This is a genomic window from Streptomyces sp. NPDC022552 (assembly GCF_055561875.1).
In genome coordinates this window covers 833,209-855,037 of record NZ_JBVHGJ010000001.1, presented here as the reverse complement: position 1 = coordinate 855,037, position 21,829 = coordinate 833,209, and the positions used below count along the sequence as shown (strand labels likewise).

Here is a 21,829-nt window from a genome sequence, read left to right as displayed (position 1 = left end):
GCTCGTTATCCCTTCACGGCTCCGCCGGTCATCCCGGCGGCGACCCGGCCCTGCAGGACCAGGAACAGGACGAGGACGGGCAGGGCGAAGAGGGTGGAGGCGGCCATGGTGGCGCCCCAGTCGGTGCCGAAGACATTGGAGAAGGAGGAGAGCCAGACGGGCAGGGTCCGGTCGTCCTGGTTCTTGATGATCAGCATGTTGGCGAAGGCGAACTCGTTCCAGGCGGTGATGAATCCGAAGAGCGAGGTGGCGAGGAGACCGGGTGCGAGCAGCGGCAGGGTCACCCGCCGGAACGCCTCGGCGCGGGTGCAGCCGTCGACCTGGGCGGCCTCTTCCAGCTCGGCGGGGACGGCGGCGAGGAAGGAGCGCAGGGTCACGATGGTGAAGGGCAGGGTGATCATGAAGTAGATCAGGGTGAGGGTCGCCAGCCGGTCGAGCAGGTCGGCGTCCCGGGCGATGACGTACATCGGAATCAACAGGGCTTCCCAGGGAGCCACTTGGGCGATGAAGACCATCAGGATGAAGCCCCGGCGGCCGCGCCAGCGCATCCGTGCGACGGCGAACGCGGAGCCGAGCGCCACGACGAGCGCGAGCAGGACGCAACCGGCGGTCACGAGCAGGCTGTTGCGCCAGAAGAGCCAGAAGCCGTCGGCCTCCACGGCGTGCGCGAAGTGTTCGAGGGTGAGGGAGGTGGGCAGGAAGACGGGGGTCTCGGCCTGAATGTCGGGGGTGGGCTTGAAGGCGGTCAGGACCATCCAGTACACGGGGAAGACGGCGAGGGCGAAGACGATCGACGCGGCCGTGTTCAGCGGAACGCGGCGCAGGGCGCGGGGTGTCACCGGTCGGCCTCCTGCCGGAGCAACTGACGGAAGTAGGCGATCAGCGCGGCGACCAGCAGGAGCACGGTCAGGGTCGAGACGGCCGAGCCGAGGTCGTAGCGGTGGAGCGACTGGGCCACCCGGTAGGCGTAGACGGGCAGCGTGGTGGTCGCGTCGCCCGGGCCGCCCCGGGTGACGGCCCAGATCTGGGCGAAGCAGCGGAAGACCCAGATCACTTCGAGGCAGAGGACCAGGCCGAAGATCGGCCGCAGCAGGGGCAGGGTGATCGCGTGGAAGATCCGCCAGGATCCGGCGCCGTCCAGCCGGGCCGACTCGTACAGCTCCTCGGGAACGGTCATCAGGGCCGCGTGCAGGGTGATGGCGGCGAACGGGACCGACTGCCAGACCACGAGCAGGACGAGGACGGTGAAGGCGGCCGGGCCGTCGGCGAGCCAGGAGTAACCCTCGTAGGAGCTGAACCCGAGCCGTACCAGCACCCAGTTGACGACGCCGAGGCGGGAGGCGAAGAGCCACTGGAAGACGGTGGTGGTGGCGATGACCGGGCTGGCCCAGGCCAGGACGAGCCCGCTCGTCACCAGGATCCGCATTCGCCGGCTCAGCCGTCGCATCATCAGCGCGACCAGGGTGCCGATCACCATGATCAGGACGACGTTGACCAGGGTCCACCAGAAGGTGCGGCGGACGACCTCCCAGAACTCGGGGTCGGCCAGGACGGTCCGGTAGTTGCGCAGTCCGACGAACGCGGCGTCGCCCCGGATCAGTTCGCCCATCCCGTAGCGCTGGAGGGAGATCAGCAGATTGCGGACGAGGGGGTAGCCGAGGAGCAGGGCGCCGCCGAGGACCGTCGGCGCGACGAGGAGGTAGGGCCAGAGGGCGGCCCGGCGCCGCCCGCTCACGAGCCGAGGGTCTTGGTGATGCTCTCCGACGCGTCCTTGGCGGCCTTCGCCGGGTCGGTGCCGGTGAGCACGGCGGTCAGGTACTGCTTGATCGGGTTGGTCGCCTCGACGGCCGCCCACTGGGGGGAGTTGGGCGTCGCGCGGCCCTGCGCGGCCCCGGCCGCCATGGCGGCGGTGCCCGCGTCGTCCTGGATGACCCGGGCGAGCGAGGTCCGGTTGGGGACGTAACTCATCGTCCTGGCCATCTCCGTCTGCCACTTCTCGCCGGCCAGCGCCCTCACGACCTCGTACGCGGCCTCGGAGTGGGCGGAGGCTTCGGGGACGATGAGATCCGAGCCGCCGGTGAAGACCGCGCCGGGCTTCTCCGCCGACTTGCCGGGGATCGGGAAGAACCCCAGCTTGCCCTTGAGCTCGGGGTTGGCCTCCTCGACGATCTTCGCGCCGCCCGGTACGGCGATGATCTGGGCGATGTCCCCCTTGGCGAAGGCGTCGGCCTGCGGGGGCTTGGCCTCGTCCGAGTCCTTGGGCCCCTTGCCGAGGGCCTGGAGCTGCCGGTAGAAGTCCATGCCGGCGAGCGCCTCCGGGGTGTCGAGCGCGCCCTTCCACTCCTTGCCGTCGCGTACGGCGAGGTCGCCGCCGTCCTCCCAGATGAAGCCGGCGAGGGCGTACCAGTTCTGGCCGGGGAGGTAGATGCCCTGCGTCGAGCCCTTGTTGAGCTTGGCGGTGACCGCGAGCCACTCGTCGCGGGTCTTGGGAGGGGCGGTGATACGGGCCTGCGCGAAGAGGTCCTTGTGGTAGATGACCACACGGCTGGCCGCGTACCAGGGGATGCCGTACTGCTTGCCGTCGATCTTTCCGGGCTCGGCGAGTCCGGGCAGCCAGTCGGCGCCGTTCAGCTCGTCGACCTTGTCGCTGAGGTCCCGGACGCCGCCGCTCGCCGCGTACTGGGCGATCTGCGTGTTGCCGACCTCGATGACGTCCGGGGCGTCCTTGCTGGCCAGGGCCGCGGTGACCTTCTCGCCGATGCCGTCCCACTCCTGTATCTGGATGTCGAGGGTGGTGCCCTGGTGCGTCGCCTCGAAGTCGGTGCGGAAGCGGGTGAGGAAGTCGTCGGTGACGCTGTCCTTCATGATCCACACGGTGACCTCGCCGGATCCGCCGGCCTTCGGGTCGTCCGCCGAACCGCAGGCGGTGGCACAGAGGGCGAGGGTCGCCGCGAGGGCGACGGGCGCTGCGAGGGATCTGGTCTTCACGGGCACCTCGGAGAAGAAGAATTGACCAATTGGTCAAGTGGTCAGCTGCGTGACCAGAAGGTGGCATGGACCAATGTGGCCGTCAACCCCTTGAAAAATATGCGCTGTTCACCGACCTTCCCCTCAATGCCCGTGGTTAGGATGGGGCTTACCAGTTGACCAGTCAGGAGTCAGGGAGAGCGCATGAAGGACAGCCCCTCGGGCGGGGTGCTGAAGCGGGAGCGGGTACGGGAGCATCTGTTGGGCCTGATCGAGGCGGGCGGTCCGGGCGACCCGATCCCCTCCGAACGCACACTGTGCGCCGCCCTCGGCGTCTCGCGCCCCACCCTGCGCGCCGCGGTCGACGAACTCGTCGCGACGGGAGCGCTCGTACGGGAACACGGGCGCGGCATGTTCGTCGCCCCCGCCAAGATCACCCAGCAACTCGCCCCGGACGACACGGCGTTCAGCGTCCCCCGGGCCGCGGGCAGCTGGTCGAGCACGGTGCTGGAGTCCGCCAGGACGCGGGCGGGGGCGCGGATCGGGCGCAAGCTCCGGATCTCCCCCGCCGCCGAACTGCTCTACATCGCGCGGCTCCGCCTGGTCGACGGCTCCCCCATGGCCATCGAGCACCTCCACATCCCGGCGGACCTGGTGCCCTCCGCGCTCACCGCCGAGGAGCTGGAGGCGGGCGATCTCTACGACCATCTGCGCGAGCACCATCGCATCCATGTCCGGGAGGCGACGCAGTCCATCGAACCGACCGTCGTCAGCGAGGCGGAGGCGCGGCTGCTCGACGTCCCCGTCCTCTCCCCCGCCCTGCTGATCGAGCGCCTCACCCTCGACACCTCGGCCAGGCCCGTCGAGTACGTCCACTCGGTCTACCGGGGCGACCGCTACCGGATCGTCTCCCGGCTCGACTTCACCCGCGACGGCGTCGTGACCTCCTCGACGGAGGGCGATGCATACTGACCGCCGGAGCCACGGCGGGGAGGGCACGCGATGGAACTCAAGCGGGAGCGGGTACGGGAGCATCTGCTGGCCGTGATCGACGGACGCCGTCCGGGCGACGCCATCCCCTCCGAACGCACCCTGTGCGCCACCCTCGGGGTCTCGCGCCCCACCCTGCGGGCGGCCGTCGACGAGCTGGTGGCCACGGGAGCGTTGGTACGGGAACACGGGCGCGGCATGTTCGTGGCCCCGGCCAAGATCACCCAGGAACTGGTGGCCGAGGACCACGCGGCGGGGGCGCCCCCGAGCCGGGGGAGCTGGACGAGCACGGTGCTCGAGTTCCGTACCGTACGGGCGGGCGCGCGCATCGGCCGGAAACTGACCGTCTCCCCGGCGGCGGAGCTGCTCTACGTGGCGCGGCTGCGGCAGGTCGACGGCGCGCCGATCGCCCTGGAGCATCTGCACGTCCCGGCCGAACTCGTCCCCGGTCTGACGCCGGCCGACATGGAGCGCGGCTTCTACGCGCATCTGCGCGAGAAGTGCGGCATCCGGACGGCGCGGGCGGTGCAGTCGATCGAGCCGACGGTCCTGAGCGAGGAGGAGGCGGCGCTGCTCGACGTCCCCGTCCTCTCCCCCGCGCTGCTCTTCGACCGGATCACCTCGGACACGAGCGGGCGCCCGGTGGAGTACGTCCGCTCGCTCTACCGGGGCGACCGCTACCGGATCGTCTCCCGCCTCGCCCTCACGGACGGCGCGCCGGACCACCCGGAGCCCGACGTGTCGCGGACCGGGGCGTGGTGGGGCACCGTGGAGTGACCCCCACCGAGAGGAGTTCGGCCCCCATGTCGAACCACACGTATCGCGTCACCGAGATCGTCGGCACCTCCCCGGAGGGTGTCGACCAGGCCATCCGCAACGGCATCCAGCGTGCCGGACAGAACCTCCGGGGTCTGGACTGGTTCGAGGTGACGCAGGTCCGCGGCCACATCGTCGACGGGGAGATCGGGCACTACCAGGTCGGTCTCAAGGTCGGCTTCCGACTGGAGGAGGACGGGGCCTGAGGGTCTCGCGGGGACCCGCGGCGGCGGCTCCCGAGAGGGCACATCCTGCGCGGGGCGGGCGCCTGAGGGGCGGGCGCCCGACCGAGCTCCGCGGTCAGGTACGGCCCTCCTTCTCCTGGGCGTCCTTCAGCGCCTCGGAGGCGGCCGCCCAGCGGGCCCGTACGACCGTGAAGCCGGCTTCCTCGGCCGCGTCGCAGACCAGCTCGTCGTCGTCGACGAGCATCCGGATCTCACGGTCGCGGCCGAGCCGGCGCAGAATCTCCAGCTTGGTGTGGCGGGCGGGGCGGAAGTCCCGGTCGCGCCGCATGTGAAGGGCGCCGCCCTCCGGCAGTCCCTGCGCGGCCAGCCATGCGACGGTGTCCCGGCGGCAGCGCTCGGGACGCCCGGTGAGGTAGACGATCTCGCACTCCTCGGCGGCCTCCAGACACAGGGCGACGCCCTCCGCGAGCGGCGGGTCCTGCGGAGCCGCGGCGAAGAACGCCGCCCAGTCGCGCGGCCGGCGCTCCAGGAACCGCTGCCGGTGCGCGGTGCCGGCGAGGGTGTTGTCGAGGTCGAACACGGCGAGGGGGCTGCTGGTACGCGTCACACGGACAGCGTAGGCAGTCCGGGCGGGAGCGTGGGCACGCGGCCCGCCGAGGGCGCGGACAGGCGGACCGCCGGGGGACGCGGGCACGCGAGATCGGGCCTGGGCACGCGGACCGCCGGGGCGTCGGCCGTCCGGGAATCCTCCGCGCCGCCGCGCGTTGAACGAGACGTGACCTCTTCCCTCAGCGGCATCCGCTTCTCCGTCCTCGACCGTTCCCGGACCCGGGAGGGTGAGGACGGGGCCGTCGCCCTGCGGGCGAGTGTGGAGCTCGCGCGGGACGTGGAGGCGCTCGGGTACCACCGGTTCTGGGTTTCGGAGCACCACAGCGTGCCCGGTGTGGCCGGCTCCGCGCCGACCGTCCTCGCGGCCGCCGTGGCCGCCGCCACCTCCACCATCCGGGTCGGCACCGGCGGGGTGATGCTCCCCAACCACCAGCCGATGGTCGTCGCAGAACAGTTCGGCGTCCTGGAGTCGCTGTTCCCGGGCCGGATCGACATGGGCCTCGGCCGCTCCGTCGGCTTCACCGACGGGATCCGCCGCGCGCTCGGCCGGGACAAGGAGGACGCCGACCGCTTCGGCGAACAGCTGGCCGAGCTGCTCGGCTGGTTCGCGGGCACCCAGACCGCCCACCCCCAGGTGCACGCCCGTCCCGCCGAGGGCCTGCGGGTCCCGCCGTACGTCCTCGCGACGGGTGAGGGCGCGGCGATCGCCGCCGAGGCCGGACTGCCGCTGGTGATCGGCGATCTGCGCGGCAGGGAGCGGCTGCTGGGCGCCGTCGACACCTACCGGTCCGCTTTCCGGCCGTCGGGGTGGGCCGAGGAGCCGTACGTCGTGATCGCGGGTACGGTCGCCGTGGCCGCGACCGAGGAGGAGGCGCGGAGCCTGCTGATCCCGGAGGCGTGGTCGCTCGCCCACTCCCGCACCCGGGGCGTCTTCCCGCCCCTCATGCCCGTCGAGGCCGTCCAGCGGCTCTCCATGACCGGCAAGCAGCGCGACTTCTTCGAGTCGGGCCTGACGGGGCATGTGTACGGCACGGAGGAGCAGGTCGGCGACGCGCTGGAGCGGGTGGTGAAGGAGAGCGGGGCGCAGGAGGTGCTGGTGACGACCAGTACGTACGACCGCGCGGCGCTGCTCGACTCGTACCGCCGACTGGCTCGCGTGGCGGGCCTGACCAGCGCAAACACCTAGAATTGCGGCATGCCCGACACTCCCCCCGGCGGCCACGACCCGTACGTCCGCGTCCGCGGCGCCCGCGAGCACAACCTGGCCGGCGTCGATGTGGACGTCCCGCGCGACGCGATCGCCGTCTTCACCGGGGTGTCCGGCTCCGGCAAGTCCTCGCTCGCGTTCGGCACGATCTACGCGGAGGCCCAGCGCCGCTACTTCGAGTCGGTCGCACCGTACGCCCGTCGGCTGATCCACCAGGTGGGGGCGCCGAAGGTCGGCGAGATCACGGGGCTCCCCCCGGCGGTCTCCCTCGAACAGCGCCGGTCCTCGCCCAACGCGCGCTCGTCGGTCGGCACGGTCACCACACTGTCCAACTCGCTGCGCATGCTCTTCTCCCGCGCCGGTACGTATCCGGCGGGGGCACCGCGGCTCGACTCCGACGCGTTCTCGCCGAACACCGCCGCCGGCGCCTGCCCCGAGTGCCACGGTCTGGGCCTGGTCCACGAGACCAGCGAGGAACTGCTCGTACCGGAACCGGAGTTGTCGATCCGGGACGGGGCGATCGCCGCCTGGCCCGGTGCGTGGCAGGGAAAGAACCTCCGCGACGTGCTGGACACGCTCGGCCACGACGTCGACCGCCCCTGGCGGGAGCTCGACGCGAAGGACCGGGAGTGGATCCTCTTCACGGAGGAGCAGCCGGTCGTCACGGTCCATCCGGTACGGGAGGCGGGACGCATCCAACGCCCGTACCAGGGCACGTACATGAGCGCGCGGCGCTATGTGATGCACACCTTCTCGGACTCGAAGAGCGCCACTCTGCGGGCGAAGGCCGGGCGTTTCCTGACCAGCGCGCCGTGCCCGGTGTGCGAGGGCAGCCGGCTGCGGCCGGAGGCGCTCGCGGTGACGTTCGCGGGCCGGACGATCGCCGAGCTGGCCGCGCTGCCGCTGACGGTGCTGGCGGGGCTGCTGGCGGAGCACGACGGCTCGGAGACGGCACGGGTCCTGACCGAGGACCTCGTCGCGCGGATCGGCACGGTGACCGAGCTGGGCCTCGGCTATCTCAGTCTGGACCGCACCACCCCGTCACTCTCCAACGGCGAGCTCCAACGGCTGCGGCTGGCGACCCAGTTGCGCTCGGGTCTCTTCGGTGTCGTGTACGTCCTCGACGAGCCGTCCGCGGGTCTGCACCCGGCGGACACCGAGGCGCTGCTCGTCGTCCTGGACCGGCTCAAGGCGGCAGGCAACACGGTGTTCGTGGTCGAGCACCATCTCGATGTGATCCGCCACGCCGACTGGATCGTGGACGTCGGCCCCCGGGCGGGGGTGCACGGCGGCCGTGTCCTGCACAGCGGTCCGCCGCACGGGCTGGCGGATGTGGAGGAGTCGGCGACCCGCCGCTTCCTCTTCGGACGCGCGCCCGCCCCCGAGCGTGCGGTGCGCCGGCCCACGGGCTGGCTGCGCACCGGTCCGGTCACCCGGCACAACCTCAGGGCCGTCGAGGCGGCCTTCCCGACCGGTGCCCTCACGGCGGTGACCGGGGTCTCCGGGTCGGGCAAGTCGACCCTGGTCGGCGTGCTCGGCGAGGAACTGGAGGGTGTGGAACGGCTGGTGACAGTCGACCAGAAGCCGATCGGCCGGACGCCGCGCTCCAACCTCGCCACGTACACGGGTCTCTTCGACGTGGTGCGCAAGCTGTTCACGGCCACCGAGGAGGCCCGGGCGCGCGGGTACAAGGCGGGGCGGTTCTCGTTCAACGTGCCCGGCGGGCGGTGCGAGACGTGTCAGGGGGAGGGCTTCGTCTCGGTCGAGCTGCTGTTCCTGCCGAGCACGTACGCCCCCTGCCCCGACTGCCGGGGCGCCCGCTACAACCCGGAGACCCTGGAGGTGCGGCTGCGCGGGCTCACCATCGCGGAGGTCCTGGATCTGACGGTCGAGTCGGCGGCGGACTTCTTCGCCGATACCCCGGCCGCCGCACGCAGCCTGCGCACGCTGCTCGACGTCGGCCTCGGCTATCTGCGGCTCGGCCAGCCGGCGACCGAGCTCTCCGGTGGCGAGGCCCAGCGCATCAAGCTCGCCGCCGAGCTCCAGCGGCTGCGCCGCGGACACACCCTCTACGTCCTGGACGAGCCGACGACCGGTCTTCACCCGGCCGACGTGGAGGTGCTGATGCGACAGCTCCACGGTCTGGTCGACGCCGGGCATTCGGTGGTCGTCGTCGAGCACGACATGGACGTGGTCGCCACCGCGGACTGGGTCGTGGACCTCGGTCCCGGGGGCGGCGACGAAGGCGGCCGGATCGTCGCCGAGGGGCCACCGCGCGCGGTGGCCGCGGCGCCGGAGAGCCGGACCGCGCCCTGTCTCGCGGCCCGGCTCGACGGCTGAGGCCCGTCCGGTTCCCTCCGGCGCCGGCTACGCGGGCTCGACGAACTGGACCTCCAGGCTGACCTTGATCACGTCGCCGAGGAATCCGGGCGCGAAGTCGAGGCCGAAGTCGCTGCGGCGGAACTCGCCGGTGGCGTCGAAGCCCGCGTGCCGGCTGCCGTCCCCCGGTACGTCGACGACTCCGCCGAACTCGACGTCGAAGGTGATCGGGCGGGTCACGTCCCCGATGGTGAGGTCCCCCTCCAGGGTCCACTCCTCCCCCGCGCCGCCGATCCGGGTGGAGCGGAAGGTCATCGTGGGGCGCTTCTCCACGTCGAGCAGGTCGGCGGCCCGCACATGCGCGTCCCGGTCCGCGTTGCCGGTGTCGATCGAGGCGAGCGCGACGGTCGCGGTGATCGAGGAGTCCGCCAGGCTGTCGCCGACGACGAGCTCCGCCTCCAGGTCGTTGAAGCGGCCGCGCACCTTGGAGATGCCGAGGTGGCGGATGGTGAAGCCGACGGCGGAGTGCAGCGGGTCGAAGGCCCAGCGGCCGGCGGTCAGCGGAAGGGCGGTCGAGCTGGTCTGCTGTTCAGTGGTCATGGCTCCACGCTGGGGCCTCGCCGTCCCGCGAGGAAGGCCGCGCCGAGACGGGTAGTGGCGGAGCCTGGTAGTGGCGGAGCCAGGTAGTGACAGGGCCACCCTCGCGGCGCCCGGTGCTCGTAGGATCGTGGAGTGAGCGACAACGAACTGGGGGCGTTCCTGCGCGCCCGACGCGAGGCCCTGTCCCCGGCCGAGGCCGGGCTCCCGGCCGGGACACGCCGGCGGACCCCGGGGCTGCGGCGGACGGAGCTGGCGATGCTCGCCGGGATCAGCGTCGAGTACCTCGCCCGCCTCGAGCAGGGCAGGGACCGCAACCCCTCGGCCCAGGTCCTCGGCGCGCTGAGCGACGCCCTGCGGCTGCCGCTCGACGCCCGGGTCCATATGCGGCGGCTGCACAAGATCGAGCACCACCAGCACCTGTGCTCGGCGGCTCCGGCACCGGCCCGCGAGGTGCGGTCCACGGTGCGCGCGCTGGTCGACCGGCTCGGCGAGACGCCGGCCGCGGTGACGAACATGCTGGGTGAGATCGTCGCGTACAGCGACGGCTTCGCGCGGCTCGCGGGACCGGTGGGCCTGCTCGACGGCGATCCGCCCAGCATGCCGCGCTACGTTCTCACCGACCCGCGCGCCCGGGAGGTCTACCCGGACTGGGACCGGGTCGCCGACCAGCAGGTGGCGGGGCTGTACTTGGGTGTCACCGGCTCCGATCCCGCGATGGCGGAGCTGGCCAGGGAGCTGACGGTCACCGCCGGTGCGGCCTTCTCGGACCGGGTGGCCGCCGCCGGTCTCCTGCCGGAGCGCTCGGGGGTCGAACGGCTGGTGCACCCCGAGGCCGGCGAGCTGCGTCTCGCGTACGAGGTGCTCGATCTGGAGACCGACGGGCAGCAGCTGGTGGTACGGCTCCCCGCCGACGAGGCGTCCTCCGCCGCCCTGGACCGGCTCGTCGGCCGCCGGCCGGGCACCTTGCGCGCGGTCGGGGGCTGAGCCGGCGCCGGTCGGGGGGAGGTCCGAACGTGGCGGGCGGAGGCTGAACGTACCTAGCGGCGGCCGGACTTGCGTGTCGCGCGCAGCCACTCCCTGTTCATGGCCGCGATCGACGGCAGCGGGATCCCCTTCGGGCAGGCCGTCGCGCACTCTCCGGTGAGCGTGCAGCCGCCGAAGCCCTCGGCGTCCATCTGGCCCACCATGTCCAGGACGCGCGTCTCGCGCTCCGGTGCGCCCTGGGGCAGGACGTTCAGATGGTTGACCTTCGCCGAGGTGAAGAGCATCGCCGAGCCGTTCGGGCAGGCCGCCACGCACGCGCCGCAGCCGATGCACTCGGCGTGCTCGAACGCGAAGTCGGCGTCGGCCTTGGGCACCGGGGTCGCGTGGGCCTCGGGGGCCGAGCCCGTGGGGGCGCTGATGTAGCCGCCTGCCTGGATGATGCGGTCGAAGGCGGAGCGGTCGACCACCAGGTCCTTGACGACGGGGAAGGCGGAGGCCCGCCAGGGCTCGATGTCGATGGTGTCGCCGTCACGGAAGGACCGCATGTGGAGCTGGCAGGTGGTGGTGCGCTCGGGACCGTGGGCATCGCCGTTGATCACCAGGCTGCACGCGCCGCAGATGCCCTCGCGGCAGTCGTGGTCGAAGGCGACGGGGTCCTCACCGCGCAGGATGAGCTCCTCGTTGAGCGTGTCGAGCATCTCCAGGAACGACATGTCGGAGGAGATGCCGTCCACGTCGTAGGTGGACATGGCGCCGGGGGCGTCGGCGTTCTTCTGGCGCCAGACGCGCAGGGTGAGCTTCATGCGTAGCTCCGCTGGGTGGGGTGGACGTACTCGAAGACGAGGTCTTCCTTGTGCAGGACGGGGGCTTCGCCGGTTCCGCCGAACTCCCAGGCCGCCGCGTAGGAGAACTCCTCGTCGCGGCGCGCGGCCTCGCCGTCCGGCGTCTGGGACTCCTCGCGGAAGTGGCCGCCGCAGGACTCGGCGCGGTTCAGCGCGTCGAGGCACATCAGCTCGGCGAGCTCCAGGTAGTCGACGATCCGGTTGGCCTTCTCCAGCGACTGGTTGAACTCCTCGCCGGTGCCCGGGACCTTGATCCGGCGCCAGAACTCCTCGCGGATCTGCGGAATGCGGTCGAGCGCCTTGCGCAGACCCTCGTCGGTGCGGGCCATGCCGCAGAACTCCCACATCAGTTCGCCGAGTTCACGGTGGAAGGAGTCCGGTGTCCGGTCGCCGTCCACGGCGAGCAGCAGGTTCAGCCGGTCCTCGGTCTCGGCGAGCGCCTCGCGTACCGCCGGGTGCTCGTCGGTGACCGGCTGCGCGTGCGGGTGGCGGGCGAGGTAGTCGTTGATGGTGGAGGGCAGCACGAAGTAGCCGTCGGCGAGGCCCTGCATCAGCGCGGACGCGCCGAGCCGGTTGGCGCCGTGGTCGGAGAAGTTGGCCTCGCCGATGGCGAACAGGCCCGGGACGGTGGTCTGGAGGTCGTAGTCGACCCAGAGTCCGCCCATCGTGTAGTGCACGGCCGGGTAGATCCGCATCGGGACCTCGTACGGGTTCTCCGCGGTGATCCGCTCGTACATGTCGAAGAGGTTGCCGTACTTCTCCTCGACCGCCTTGCGGCCCATCCGCCGGATCGCGTCGGCGAAGTCGAGGTACACGCCCTCCCGTCGCCCACCACCGCCCTCGGCCGAAGAGCCTTCGGCTCCGCCCCTCTGTCCCTGGCCGCCAGGTCCGACGCCGCGCCCCTCGTCGCAGACGTTCTTGGCGGCGCGGGAGGCGATGTCACGCGGCACGAGGTTGCCGAAGGAGGGGTAGATGCGCTCCAGGTAGTAGTCGCGCTCGTCCTCGGGGATCTCGGCTGCGGGGCGGGTGTCGCCCTTCGTCTTCGGGACCCAGATGCGGCCGTCGTTGCGCAGCGACTCACTCATCAGCGTGAGCTTGGACTGGTGGTCGCCGGTGCGCGGGATGCAGGTGGGGTGGATCTGGGTGAAGCAGGGGTTGGCGAAGTACGCGCCGCGCCGGTGGGCCCGCCAGACGGCTGTGGCGTTGGAGTTCATGGCGTTCGTCGACAGGTAGAAGACGTTGCCGTAGCCGCCGCTGGCGAGGACCACCGCGTCCGCGTAGTGCGTCGAGATCGCGCCGGTGATCAGATCCCGGGCGACGATGCCGCGCGCCCGGCCGTCGACCACGATCAGGTCGAGCATCTCGGTGCGGGCGTGCATCTCGACGTTGCCCGCCGCGACCTGCCGGGAGAGCGCCTGGTACGCGCCGAGGAGCAGCTGCTGGCCCGTCTGACCGCGGGCGTAGAACGTGCGGGAGACCTGGACGCCGCCGAAGGAGCGGGTGTCGAGGAGTCCGCCGTACTCGCGGGCGAAGGGGACGCCCTGGGCGACGCACTGGTCGATGATCTCGACCGAGATCTGGGCGAGCCGGTGGACGTTGGACTCGCGGGCGCGGAAGTCGCCGCCCTTGACGGTGTCGTAGAAGAGGCGGTGGATGGAGTCGCCGTCGTTGCGGTAGTTCTTCGCGGCGTTGATACCGCCCTGAGCGGCGATGGAGTGGGCGCGGCGCGGGGAGTCCTGGTAGCAGAACTGGACGACGTGGTAGCCCTGTTCGGCGAGCGTCGCGCCGGCGGAGCCGCCCGCGAGGCCGGTGCCGACGACGATGACGGTGTGCTTGCGGCGGTTGGCGGGGTTGACCAGCTTGGCCTGGAAGCGGCGGGTGTCCCAGCGTTCCGCGATGGGACCCGCGGGGGCCTTGTGGTCGACGACCGGCTCTCCGGTCGTGAAGTCGAGGAAGCTCATGTCAGCTCACCACTCCGGTCATGACGGCTACGGGTACGGAGATGAAGCCCACGGTCAGGACGAGCGCGAGGCCGTTCGCGAGCACCTTGAGCAGTCGCTCGCGGCGGGCGTTGCCGAGGCCGAGGGTCTGGGCGGCGCTCCAGAAGCCGTGGCGGACGTGGAGCCCGACGGCGAGCATGGCGACGATGTAGATGACGTTGCCGTACCAGGTGGAGAAGGTGTCCACGACGTTCTGGTACGGCCGGCCCTCCTGGAAGCCGCCGGGGTGGACGGTCCCGGTGGTCAGGTCGAGGACGTGCCAGACGATGAAGAGGGCGACGATGATCCCGCCCCAGCGCATGGTGCGGGTGGCGTAGGAGGATCCCTTGCGCCGGTGGACGTAGCCGGTGGGGCGGGCCTTGATGTCGCGCCTGCTCAGCTGGTACGCGGAGACGGCATGGGCGACGACGGCGGCGACCAGCACGATCCGGACGAGCCAGAGGGCCCAGGAGTGGTGCAGGACGGGGGCGCCCATGGTGCGCAGCCAGTGGCCGTACTCGTTGAACTCCTCGGGGCCGAAGAAGACCTTGAGGTTGCCCATGACGTGCGCCACGAGGTAGCCGAGCATCAGCAGGCCGCTGACGGCCATGACCGTCTTCTTGCCGATGGTCGACGACCAGAAGCCGCGGGAGCGGGTGGGCGGCGGGGGTGCCGCCTTCGTTGCCAGAGCCATGCGACCGACGGTAGGGCCGAACGGTCCGAGAGGTCCAAGACATGGTCCGGCTCATCTCGATAGGCTGAGCCTATGCAGTTCCAGCAGCTTCAGTACTTCGTCGCGGTGGCCGAGACCCGGCATTTCACCCGAGCCGCCGAGCGGGTGCACGTCTCCCAGCCCTCGCTCTCGCAGCAGATCCGGGCCCTGGAGAAGGAGCTGGGTGCGGAGCTGTTCAGCCGGGCGCGGGGGAACATCGCGCTGACCGACGCGGGCGAGGCGCTGCTGCCGCTGGCGCGCCGGATCCTGGCGGACACGGACACGGCGCGGCACGAGGTGCAGGAGCTGGTGCAGCTCAGGCGTGGGCGGGTGCGGCTGGGCGCGACGCCGAGCCTGTGCACGGGGCTGCTGCCGGACGTGCTGCGCGCCTTCCACGACCAGCACCCGGGGATCCAGCTGCTCATCGAGGAGGGCGGCTCGCACGACCTCGTACGGGAGCTGGCGCGCGGCGCGCTCGACCTGGCGCTCGTGGTGCTGCCGCTGCCGACGCCGTCCCCGGCGCTGACGACGGTGGAGCTGCTGCGCGAGGACCTGGTGGTGGTGTCGAGCGCGGCGGCGGCCGCACCGGCCCGGCCGGTGCGGATCGCGGATCTGCGCGATCAGCCGCTGGTGATGTTCCGGCACGGCTACGACCTGCGGGAGCTGACGGTGGCGGCGTGCCGGGCGGAGGGCTTCGAGCCGACGTTCACGGTGGAGGGGGGCGAGATGGACGCCGTGCTGGGGTTCGTACGGGCGGGTCTCGGGGTGGCGGTGGTGCCGGCCATGGTCGCGGCGCGCGCGGGCCGCGACCTCCGGGTCACGGCCCTGGCACGCCCGGGCCTGCGCCGCACGATCGCCCTGGCCCACCGCAGCGACGTGGCGCCACCCCGCGCGGCAAGGGAGCTGCAGCGCCTGCTCCTGCACTCGGCGTGAGCCGGCTCCCGCCGGCGTCGTCACACCGCGTCCGCCAGGAGCAAGGAGTGGATCCGGTCCGGGGCGCCCGGGCGGGCGTAGTACCAGCCTTGGGCCGTGTCGCAGCCCAGTTCACGCAGCTGCTGCGCCTGCGCCCCCGTCTCCACGCCCTCCACCGTCACCGCCAGTTCCAGGCTGTGCGCCAGCGAGACGATCCCCTCCACGATCTTCAGATCGACCGGGTCCGCCGGATGCTGCTGCATGCCCTGGGTGAACGACCGGTCCAGCTTGAGCACGCTCACCGGCAGCCGGCGCAGATTGGCCAGGTTCGAGTACCCAGTGCCGAAGTCGTCCAGCGCGATGTCCACGCCCATCTCGGCGAGCTGCCGCAGCGGTTTCAGCAGGTCGTCGTCCGCGCCGATCAGCGCCGACTCGGTGACCTCCAGGCACAGCGCGCCCGGTTCGAGCCCCGAGCGTTCCAGGACGTCGACGGTGTCGGCGACCAGGCGCGGGTGGTGCAGCTGGGTCGGCGAGAGGTTGACGTTGATGCGCAGCGGGCCGCCGTCGGCGTGCCGGGCCTGCCAGAAGCGGGCCTGGCGGACGGCCTCCTGGAGGACCCAGCGGCCCAGGGGCACGATCAGTCCGGTGTTCTCGGCGAGCGGTATGAACCGGTCGGGCCCCAGGACGCCGTGCTGCGGATGGCACCACCGGACGAGCGCCTCGGCGCCGTGCACGCTGCCGTCGCCGAGGTGCACCAGCGGCTGGTACTCGATGAAGAACTCGCCGCGCTCCAGGGCCGCCGGAAGGGCGGTGGTCAGACCGTGGCGGGTGATCGCGCGGGCGTCGGCCTCGGCATCGGCGAACTCGAAGCGGTTCCCGCCGGCCGACTTGGCGCGGTACATGGTGATGTCGGCGCTGCGCAGCACCTCGGCCGGGGTCCGCTCCCCCGCCGGGCCCTCGACGACACCGACGCTGCCGCGGACCGTCAGCTCACGGCCGTCGATCCGGACGGGGGTGGCGAGGGTGGCGAGGATACGGTTCGCCAGCTCGACGACCTCCCGCTCGGTGTTCGGGCCGGTGGTCAGCGCCACGAACTCGTCGCCGCCGAGCCGGGCCACCATCTCGCCCGGGGCCGTGGCGCAGCTCTGCAGCCGGTCGGCGACCTCGACGAGCAGCCGGTCACCGGTCGAGTGGCCGAGGCTGTCGTTGATCGCCTTGAAGCCGTCCAGGTCGAGGTAGCAGAGGCCGAAGCGGCCACCGTCGGCCGGGGTGAGCGCCTTCTCCAGGCGCTCGAAGAACAGGGTCCGGTTCGGCAGCCCGGTGAGCGCGTCGTGGGTCGCCTCGTACCGCAGACGCAGGTTGAGCAGCCGCCGCTCGGTGGTGTCCTCGAGGAGCGCCAGCTGGTACTGCGGGAATCCCTCGGCGTCGCGCAGCAGCGAGACCGTGAGGTTGGTCCACAGGACGGTGCCGTCGCCCCGGTAGTACGGTTTCTCGACGCGGTAGTGCTCGCGCTCGCCGCGCACCAGCTCGTCGTAGAGCTTCCAGACGTGCGGACCGTCCTCGGGGTGGGCCCACTCCTTGACCTTGCGGGCGCGGATCTGCTGGTCGAGACCGCCGAACATCCGGGTGAGGGTCTCGTTGACCTCGAGGACGTTCCCTTCGAGGTCGGCGATGCCGATCCCGACCGCCGCTCCGTCGAAGACCGCCCGGAAGCGGCTCTCCGTGGTGTGCAGGGCGACTTCGGCGGCGTTACGGGCGCTGAGCGCGGAGCGGGCGATGGCCTCCTGCTCCGCGCGGGTCCGCTCGCGCAGGGCCTGCGCGAAGCCGGCCGCCATGGCGTGCTGGAGCCGTGAACAGCTGGCCCGCAGCTCCTCCGTGGAGGTGCGCTCCTCGTCGCCGCAGTAGAGCACCAGATACGCGTCGATGACCCCGAGGGTGCGGCTGAGCGCGTCGGGTTCCGTGCAGTGGATACCGACCAGCGCGGCACCGGCGCGGTGCGCCGGTGCCGTGTCGAAGGAGCGGTCGTGCAGCGCGGCACGCAGCTCGCGGGCGAGCGGCAGCAGCTGCTGCTCGAACTCGGCACGGGTCATGGAGGTGGCCGTGACAGGGAAGGTGGCCCGGCTCCAGATGGTGACGAACCGCCGGAGTCTGTCTTCGAGGCTGTCCGGTTCCGCGCCGGAGCCTGACGGCTGCGACGGCACCTTCACGCCTTGCGCCCCACACCTGCGAAGCCCGAGAAGGCGTAGGGATCCTCCTCCTCGACCGGGCTCTCGGGCCGCCATTCCGGCATGGTGACCAGGCCGGGCTCGACCGGCTCGCAGCCGTCGAAGAAGCGGCTGATCTCGGCGTGCGAGCGCATGACGAGGGGGTTGCGGATCTGGCGGTACACCCCGACGGTGCCCTCGGCCTGGTCCTGCGTCAGCGGGATGCCCTCGTAGGAGGCGTGGGTCAGGATAAGCAGGCTGCCGGGGGCGAGCGCGTCGAGCAGCTCGGCGACCGCCGCGCGCGGTTCGTCCTCGTCCTCCAGGAAGTGCAGGACGGCCACCAGCAGCAGCGCCACGGGCCGCTCCAGGTCGAGGAGTTGGCGCACCTCGGGGCTCTCCAGGATCTCCCGGGGCTTGCGCAGGTCGGCCGCGACGACGGCGGCGCGGTCCTCGCCCTCGAGGACGGCCCGGCTGTGCGCGACGGCCACCGGGTCGTGGTCGACGTACACGACGCGTGCGTCGGGCGTCGCCGCCGTGGCGACCTCGTGGACGTTGCCGAACGTCGGGATGCCGGAGCCTATGTCGAGGAACTGGGTGACTCCCTCCGCGACGGCGTACCGCACGGCGCGGCGCATGAAGGCGCGGTTCGCCTGCATGACCTTGGGGAGTCCCGGCATGAACTCCATGGCCTTGCGGGCCGCTTCGCGGTCCACCTCGAAATTGTGCGAGCCGCCCAGATAGAAGTCATACATTCGGGACACGCTCGGCACCGAGATATCGATGCCCGGCGGGGCCCAGGCGGGACGCTCCATCAATGTCTCCAACAGTCAACCACGGGGGATACGGCCAGGTGTTCGCGGCCGGTGTTCGAGCCGAGGCTACTGATCGCCCGTCGCGAGAGCGAGTGGAAACGGAAATTCGCGGTCCGTTCTTCGTCACACGCCATTGGCACGTGCGAGAGGAACGGAGAGTTCACGCCTTCAGCTCGTGCATTTTCACGTGCATATGGACGTGCGCCGGCCCGCCGTCACCCGTGGGGTGACGGCGGGCCGACAGGCCGGAAGCGCGGCGCGGGGGACCTACTTGGGCGCTCCGACCAGCTTTCCCGCGGGGGACACGGCGTACCAGGTGCCGCCCACACCTTGGCCGTTGGTGTCTCCGGGCTCCTCGTCGCCGGCGAAGGTGTAGAGGGGCCAGCAGTCGATGGTCTGCTGCTTGATGCCGTCGGGCCGGTCGAAGGTGACGAAGCCCTTCTTCGTGATGCCCTCGATGTCGTTCTTGTCGACGGGGGCGACAACCGGCCACTTCTCCAGGCAGGCGTCCGTGCAGGCCGTCTTCATGGGCCAGGCGGAATCCTTCTTGAAGCGGTAGACCGTCATTCCTCGCGAATCGACCACGATGTCACCGAGCTTGGGATCCTTGCGCACCGAGAGGCCGGCCGCGTCCGTCACGGGCTCCTCCTCGGCGCCTTCCTCGGCCGCCCCGCCGTCGGCCGCCGCCGAGGCCTTCTTTCCGTCGGGGGCGGAGGCGAACCAGGTGCCGCCGACACCGTGGCCGTTGACGTCTCCGGGCTTGGTGTCCTTGGCGTACCGGTACATCGGCCAGCCGCCCAGCGTCAGTTGCTTGCTGCCGTCGGCGCGGGTCACCTCACCGAGCAGCGAGGCGTCCACCCCGGCCGGGGCCTTGGCGCCCTCCGGGCTGACCACGGGCCACGCCTTGGCGCAGTCACCCTCGCAGGTCGCCTTCGGCGGGGAGGAGGAGTCCTTGTCGAAGCGGTAGAGGGTGAAGCCCTCGCTGTCGGTGACCACCTTGCCGAGCTGCTTGGTGGACGCCACCGCCATCTGCCCGGCGGGCTCCGCCTCGCCGCCTCCGCTGTCGCCGTAGCCCCCGGAGGCGTATCCGCCGGAGCTGTATCCGCTGTCGGCGGGGGCACCGGCCGGGTTGGCGGCTCCCGCCGGCTGACCGCCCAGTGTCTGGTCGCCCTTCTCCTGACCGCATGCCGTCGTCAGAGCGAGCATCGCCGCCGCCGTCAGTGCGAGCGCCGCGTTCCCCCAGGTCTTCATGTCAACTCCCGTTGCCTCATTGCTTGTCGGCGCAGCCTCTGCGGCCGCTTCCCGGCATTGGATACGGGGCCCGTCGGCGTCGTACTCAACGGCGCCGAAGAAAACTTTCGGAGATCGTCAAACCGGTGTGCTCCGAGATCCCCTCCATCCGGGGAATCCGGCGCGATTCCCGGCGTGGTGCGCCGGGACTGTGATGATGCTCTTCGGCGTGCCTCTGTACGGATCTCTCCTCGCGCGGCCACTCGCGGCCGCCGCGCTGCTGTCGCTGCTCGCCATACCGGCGCCCGCCGCCGCCGATGCCTGCGCCTACGCCGTCACCGGACCGGGCGGCTCGAACACCTCGGTCGCGGTCGCCGGTCCGGGCGCCTGTTCGCCGACGCCGAGCCCGCCCCCGTCGCCGAGTCCGGAACCCACACCGGAACCGAGTCCGGAGCCCACGCCGGAGCCGACACCGGAGCCGACACCCGAGCCGACACCCGAGCCGACACCGCCGAAGCCCGCGCCACCGCTCCCTCCCGAACCCGCGGACCCGCCGCCCCCGCCGCGGCCCGCCCCGCCGACCCGGAAGGCGCCGCCACCCCCGGCACCGGCCCCGCCACCGCCACGGGTGTCAAGGGCGCCCGCTCCCCCGCCGCCGTCGCTGCGTCCGCGGCCACCGGCCGCCACCCCCGTCGCCCTGCCCGAATACCGCCGCACCGCGCGGCCCCAACCGACGGGCGGGCCCTCACTCGTGTCCTTGATGCTGCTGGTCACCGCCCCCGCGGTGCTCGCGACAGCGATCCTGCGTCCCCGCTCCCGCTGAGCCCCGCCGAAGGAAACACCATGTCCGAATGGCTTGTCCTGACCATCGCCATGGCAGCCGCCTGCGCGGTCGTCCTCACCATCGTCGTCATCAACAACCGCCGGGTCCCCGACGACGACGACCCCAGCGAGACCCCCGACGTCATGGAGTACATGACCATGATGATCGGCGTGATCTACGCGATCGTGCTCGGCCTCGCCATCGCCGGCGTCTGGGAGGCGCGCGGCGCGGCCCAGGAGACCGTGCGCCAGGAGGCCCAGGCTCTGCACGAGATCTCGGCCCGGGTAGAGGTGTACCCGGCCGACGTCCGGGACCGGATCCGGTCCGACGTCGACGCGTACGTCTCGTACGTGGTCGACGAGGAGTGGACCCACATGTCCGAGCACGGCGAGCTCAGCGAGCAGGGCACCCGGCTCCTGGAGCAGGTGCGCCGGAGCGTGAGCGACTACCGGCCGGCCGACGACCACGAGGGGCAGGCGTACCAGCCGCTCGTGGACCAGGTGGCCGTGGTGGACGACGCGCGGGGCGCCCGCGGGCAGAACGCGGGGGCGACCATGCCCGGGGTGGTGTGGTTCGGCCTGATCATCGGCGCGCTGGTGACGGTCGGACTGATCTTCACCCTGCAGATCCGGCGCACCGGCCGGGAGTTGCTGCTCGCGGGTCTGTTCAGTGCGCTCATCGCCTTCCTGCTCTTCCTGATCTGGGACTTCGACGCGCCGTTCGGGCGCGGCATCTCGGCGACGGCCACCCCGTTCACCGACCTGTTCCCGCACCTCACGAGTTAGCGCCGGCGCGACACGTCACGGGGCCGGACGGGGGACATCGGTCCCCCATTCGCCCGTCTGGGATCGCGGCTGTGGTAATGCGCTCCTAGCGTCTCCGGTATCGAGGTGTATGCCCTGTCCTTGTGCGGAAACCGCTTCCGCGGCTGCTCCTCGGAGACCCGGAGGAACCCATGCGCGCGATACGTGCCGTGTCCACAGCCCTGCTGGGGGCGGCCACCCTCGCCCTGGCCGCTCCCGTCGCCTCCGCGGCGGACGGCGCACCCGCACCGAACCCGCAGGCCGCCGGAGCGAAGGCACCGGGCGATTTCGTCGTGACCCCCTCGCTGGTGGCGCCGGGCGGTCGGGTGACGCTCACCGCGCCCGGCTGCCGCAGCACGGCGATGGCGTCGGCGGGCATCTTCGACACGGTGACCATCGCCCCCGGATCCTCGGCCACCGCCACGGTGGACGCGGACGCCCGGCGCGGTGCCGTCTACACGGTGGCGTTCAACTGCACCGGTGGCATCACGGACACCGTCAATCTGACCATCAGCGGCACCACGGCGACCGCGACGACCAGCTCGACCATCCTCACCACCCCGCGAGGTGTCCAGGGCGGTCTCGGCGGTTCGGTCGACAAGGTCGACACGGTGATGCTGGCGGCCGGTGCGGGCCTGGTCCTCGCCGCCGCCACCGGAACCGTCCTCGTCGTACGACGCCGGTCGACGGCCGACCGGGGCCGGCGGCACTGACGGCGCGGACGGGGCCGCCGAGGCCCACCGCCTCCCCTCAGCCCTCGCCGAGCCCCACAAGCCCGTCCACGCCCGTCGCCCCCGACTCCTGATCCAGGAGTCGGGGGCGACGGGCGTACAGG

General features: G+C 71.7%; 21 protein-coding genes. 9 read left to right on the top strand and 12 right to left on the bottom strand.

The features are described from left to right. Positions 1-5: 5 nt before the first annotated feature. The 3 genes from ACZ3OF_RS03935 to ACZ3OF_RS03925 are packed head-to-tail and all read right to left on the bottom strand — an operon-like array spanning position 6 to position 2,988. Positions 6-839 (bottom strand): carbohydrate ABC transporter permease, encoded by an 834-nt coding sequence (locus tag ACZ3OF_RS03935; protein WP_361666430.1) that lies wholly within the window; start codon positions 837-839, stop codon positions 6-8. After that, positions 836-1,735 (bottom strand): carbohydrate ABC transporter permease, encoded by a 900-nt coding sequence (locus tag ACZ3OF_RS03930; protein WP_361666432.1) that lies wholly within the window; start codon positions 1,733-1,735, stop codon positions 836-838. The genes ACZ3OF_RS03935 and ACZ3OF_RS03930 overlap by 4 nt, the downstream gene beginning before the upstream one ends. After that, positions 1,732-2,988, bottom strand: a complete 1,257-nt coding sequence (locus tag ACZ3OF_RS03925) for an extracellular solute-binding protein (protein WP_467302568.1) — start codon at positions 2,986-2,988, stop codon at positions 1,732-1,734. Before ACZ3OF_RS03925 ends, ACZ3OF_RS03930 begins: the two co-directional genes overlap by 4 nt. A gap of 183 nt (positions 2,989-3,171) precedes the next feature. Here ACZ3OF_RS03925 and ACZ3OF_RS03920 point away from each other — a divergent pair, with 183 nt between their 5' ends. The 3 genes from ACZ3OF_RS03920 to ACZ3OF_RS03910 are packed head-to-tail and all read left to right on the top strand — an operon-like array spanning position 3,172 to position 4,979. Beyond that, complete coding sequence (locus tag ACZ3OF_RS03920; protein ID WP_361666436.1) at positions 3,172-3,939, top strand: GntR family transcriptional regulator; 768 nt, start codon at positions 3,172-3,174, stop codon at positions 3,937-3,939. A gap of 30 nt (positions 3,940-3,969) precedes the next feature. Next, entirely contained in the window at positions 3,970-4,734 is a 765-nt protein-coding gene (locus tag ACZ3OF_RS03915; protein ID WP_361666437.1) for a GntR family transcriptional regulator, read from the top strand. 26 nt (positions 4,735-4,760) lie between these two features. Continuing rightward, positions 4,761-4,979 carry a dodecin gene (locus ACZ3OF_RS03910; RefSeq protein ID WP_361666439.1) on the top strand — a complete coding sequence of 73 codons (219 nt, stop codon included), beginning with the start codon at positions 4,761-4,763 and terminating at the stop codon, positions 4,977-4,979. A gap of 94 nt (positions 4,980-5,073) precedes the next feature. Here the strand turns inward: ACZ3OF_RS03910 and ACZ3OF_RS03905 are convergent, their stop codons facing one another. Beyond that, the gene (locus ACZ3OF_RS03905) at positions 5,074-5,565 is read right to left on the bottom strand and encodes a phosphatase domain-containing protein (RefSeq protein ID WP_361666441.1); all 492 of its coding nucleotides are present in this window, start codon (positions 5,563-5,565) and stop codon (positions 5,074-5,076) included. A 168-nt stretch (positions 5,566-5,733) separates the two neighbouring features. Here ACZ3OF_RS03905 and ACZ3OF_RS03900 point away from each other — a divergent pair, with 168 nt between their 5' ends. Both ACZ3OF_RS03900 and ACZ3OF_RS03895 read left to right on the top strand, forming a co-directional pair. Next, the gene (locus ACZ3OF_RS03900) at positions 5,734-6,753 is read left to right on the top strand and encodes an MsnO8 family LLM class oxidoreductase (RefSeq protein ID WP_467302563.1); all 1,020 of its coding nucleotides are present in this window, start codon (positions 5,734-5,736) and stop codon (positions 6,751-6,753) included. Between the two features lie 9 nt (positions 6,754-6,762). After that, the gene (locus tag ACZ3OF_RS03895; RefSeq protein WP_467302561.1) at positions 6,763-9,114 is read left to right on the top strand and encodes an ATP-binding cassette domain-containing protein; all 2,352 of its coding nucleotides are present in this window, start codon (positions 6,763-6,765) and stop codon (positions 9,112-9,114) included. Between the two features lie 27 nt (positions 9,115-9,141). Here the strand turns inward: ACZ3OF_RS03895 and ACZ3OF_RS03890 are convergent, their stop codons facing one another. Then, the gene (locus ACZ3OF_RS03890) at positions 9,142-9,693 is read right to left on the bottom strand and encodes a YceI family protein (protein ID WP_361666445.1); all 552 of its coding nucleotides are present in this window, start codon (positions 9,691-9,693) and stop codon (positions 9,142-9,144) included. A gap of 132 nt (positions 9,694-9,825) precedes the next feature. Between ACZ3OF_RS03890 and ACZ3OF_RS03885 the strand changes: the two genes are divergently transcribed. After that, positions 9,826-10,677 carry a helix-turn-helix domain-containing protein gene (locus ACZ3OF_RS03885; protein ID WP_361666447.1) on the top strand — a complete coding sequence of 284 codons (852 nt, stop codon included), beginning with the start codon at positions 9,826-9,828 and terminating at the stop codon, positions 10,675-10,677. 53 nt (positions 10,678-10,730) lie between these two features. Here ACZ3OF_RS03885 and ACZ3OF_RS03880 read toward each other — a convergent pair whose 3' ends face one another. The 3 genes from ACZ3OF_RS03880 to ACZ3OF_RS03870 are packed head-to-tail and all read right to left on the bottom strand — an operon-like array spanning position 10,731 to position 14,192. After that, positions 10,731-11,480, bottom strand: coding sequence for a succinate dehydrogenase/fumarate reductase iron-sulfur subunit (locus ACZ3OF_RS03880; protein WP_361666449.1), 750 nt, complete (start codon positions 11,478-11,480; stop codon positions 10,731-10,733). Beyond that, on the bottom strand, positions 11,477-13,480 hold the full coding sequence (locus tag ACZ3OF_RS03875) for a fumarate reductase/succinate dehydrogenase flavoprotein subunit (protein ID WP_361666450.1): 2,004 nt from the start codon (positions 13,478-13,480) through the stop codon (positions 11,477-11,479). The genes ACZ3OF_RS03880 and ACZ3OF_RS03875 overlap by 4 nt, the downstream gene beginning before the upstream one ends. Position 13,481: 1 nt before the next feature. Beyond that, positions 13,482-14,192 carry a succinate dehydrogenase gene (locus ACZ3OF_RS03870; RefSeq protein WP_361666452.1) on the bottom strand — a complete coding sequence of 237 codons (711 nt, stop codon included), beginning with the start codon at positions 14,190-14,192 and terminating at the stop codon, positions 13,482-13,484. A 72-nt stretch (positions 14,193-14,264) separates the two neighbouring features. Between ACZ3OF_RS03870 and ACZ3OF_RS03865 the strand changes: the two genes are divergently transcribed. Further along, a complete protein-coding gene (locus ACZ3OF_RS03865) occupies positions 14,265-15,143 on the top strand; it encodes a LysR family transcriptional regulator (protein ID WP_361666453.1) in 879 nt (292 codons plus the stop codon). Between the two features lie 20 nt (positions 15,144-15,163). Here the strand turns inward: ACZ3OF_RS03865 and ACZ3OF_RS03860 are convergent, their stop codons facing one another. The 4 genes from ACZ3OF_RS03860 to ACZ3OF_RS03845 form a co-directional block, all read right to left on the bottom strand. Next, positions 15,164-17,329 (bottom strand): putative bifunctional diguanylate cyclase/phosphodiesterase, encoded by a 2,166-nt coding sequence (locus tag ACZ3OF_RS03860; protein WP_361666455.1) that lies wholly within the window; start codon positions 17,327-17,329, stop codon positions 15,164-15,166. Then, positions 17,326-18,138: an SAM-dependent methyltransferase gene (locus ACZ3OF_RS03855; RefSeq protein ID WP_361666456.1), complete on the bottom strand. Its 813-nt coding sequence runs from the start codon at positions 18,136-18,138 to the stop codon at positions 17,326-17,328. The genes ACZ3OF_RS03860 and ACZ3OF_RS03855 overlap by 4 nt, the downstream gene beginning before the upstream one ends. A gap of 267 nt (positions 18,139-18,405) precedes the next feature. Next, positions 18,406-19,389 carry an SCO0930 family lipoprotein gene (locus tag ACZ3OF_RS03850; protein WP_361666457.1) on the bottom strand — a complete coding sequence of 328 codons (984 nt, stop codon included), beginning with the start codon at positions 19,387-19,389 and terminating at the stop codon, positions 18,406-18,408. Positions 19,390-19,695: 306 nt separating this feature from the next. Further along, the gene (locus ACZ3OF_RS03845; protein WP_361666458.1) at positions 19,696-20,142 is read right to left on the bottom strand and encodes a hypothetical protein; all 447 of its coding nucleotides are present in this window, start codon (positions 20,140-20,142) and stop codon (positions 19,696-19,698) included. A 69-nt stretch (positions 20,143-20,211) separates the two neighbouring features. On the opposite strand from ACZ3OF_RS03845, the gene ACZ3OF_RS03840 reads away from it, so the two are divergent. Together ACZ3OF_RS03840 and ACZ3OF_RS03835 are read left to right on the top strand one after the other, a co-directional pair. Then, positions 20,212-20,976, top strand: a complete 765-nt coding sequence (locus ACZ3OF_RS03840; RefSeq protein ID WP_361431244.1) for a bestrophin-like domain — start codon at positions 20,212-20,214, stop codon at positions 20,974-20,976. 170 nt (positions 20,977-21,146) lie between these two features. After that, positions 21,147-21,707: a hypothetical protein gene (locus ACZ3OF_RS03835; protein WP_361666459.1), complete on the top strand. Its 561-nt coding sequence runs from the start codon at positions 21,147-21,149 to the stop codon at positions 21,705-21,707. Positions 21,708-21,829: the final 122 nt, after the last annotated feature.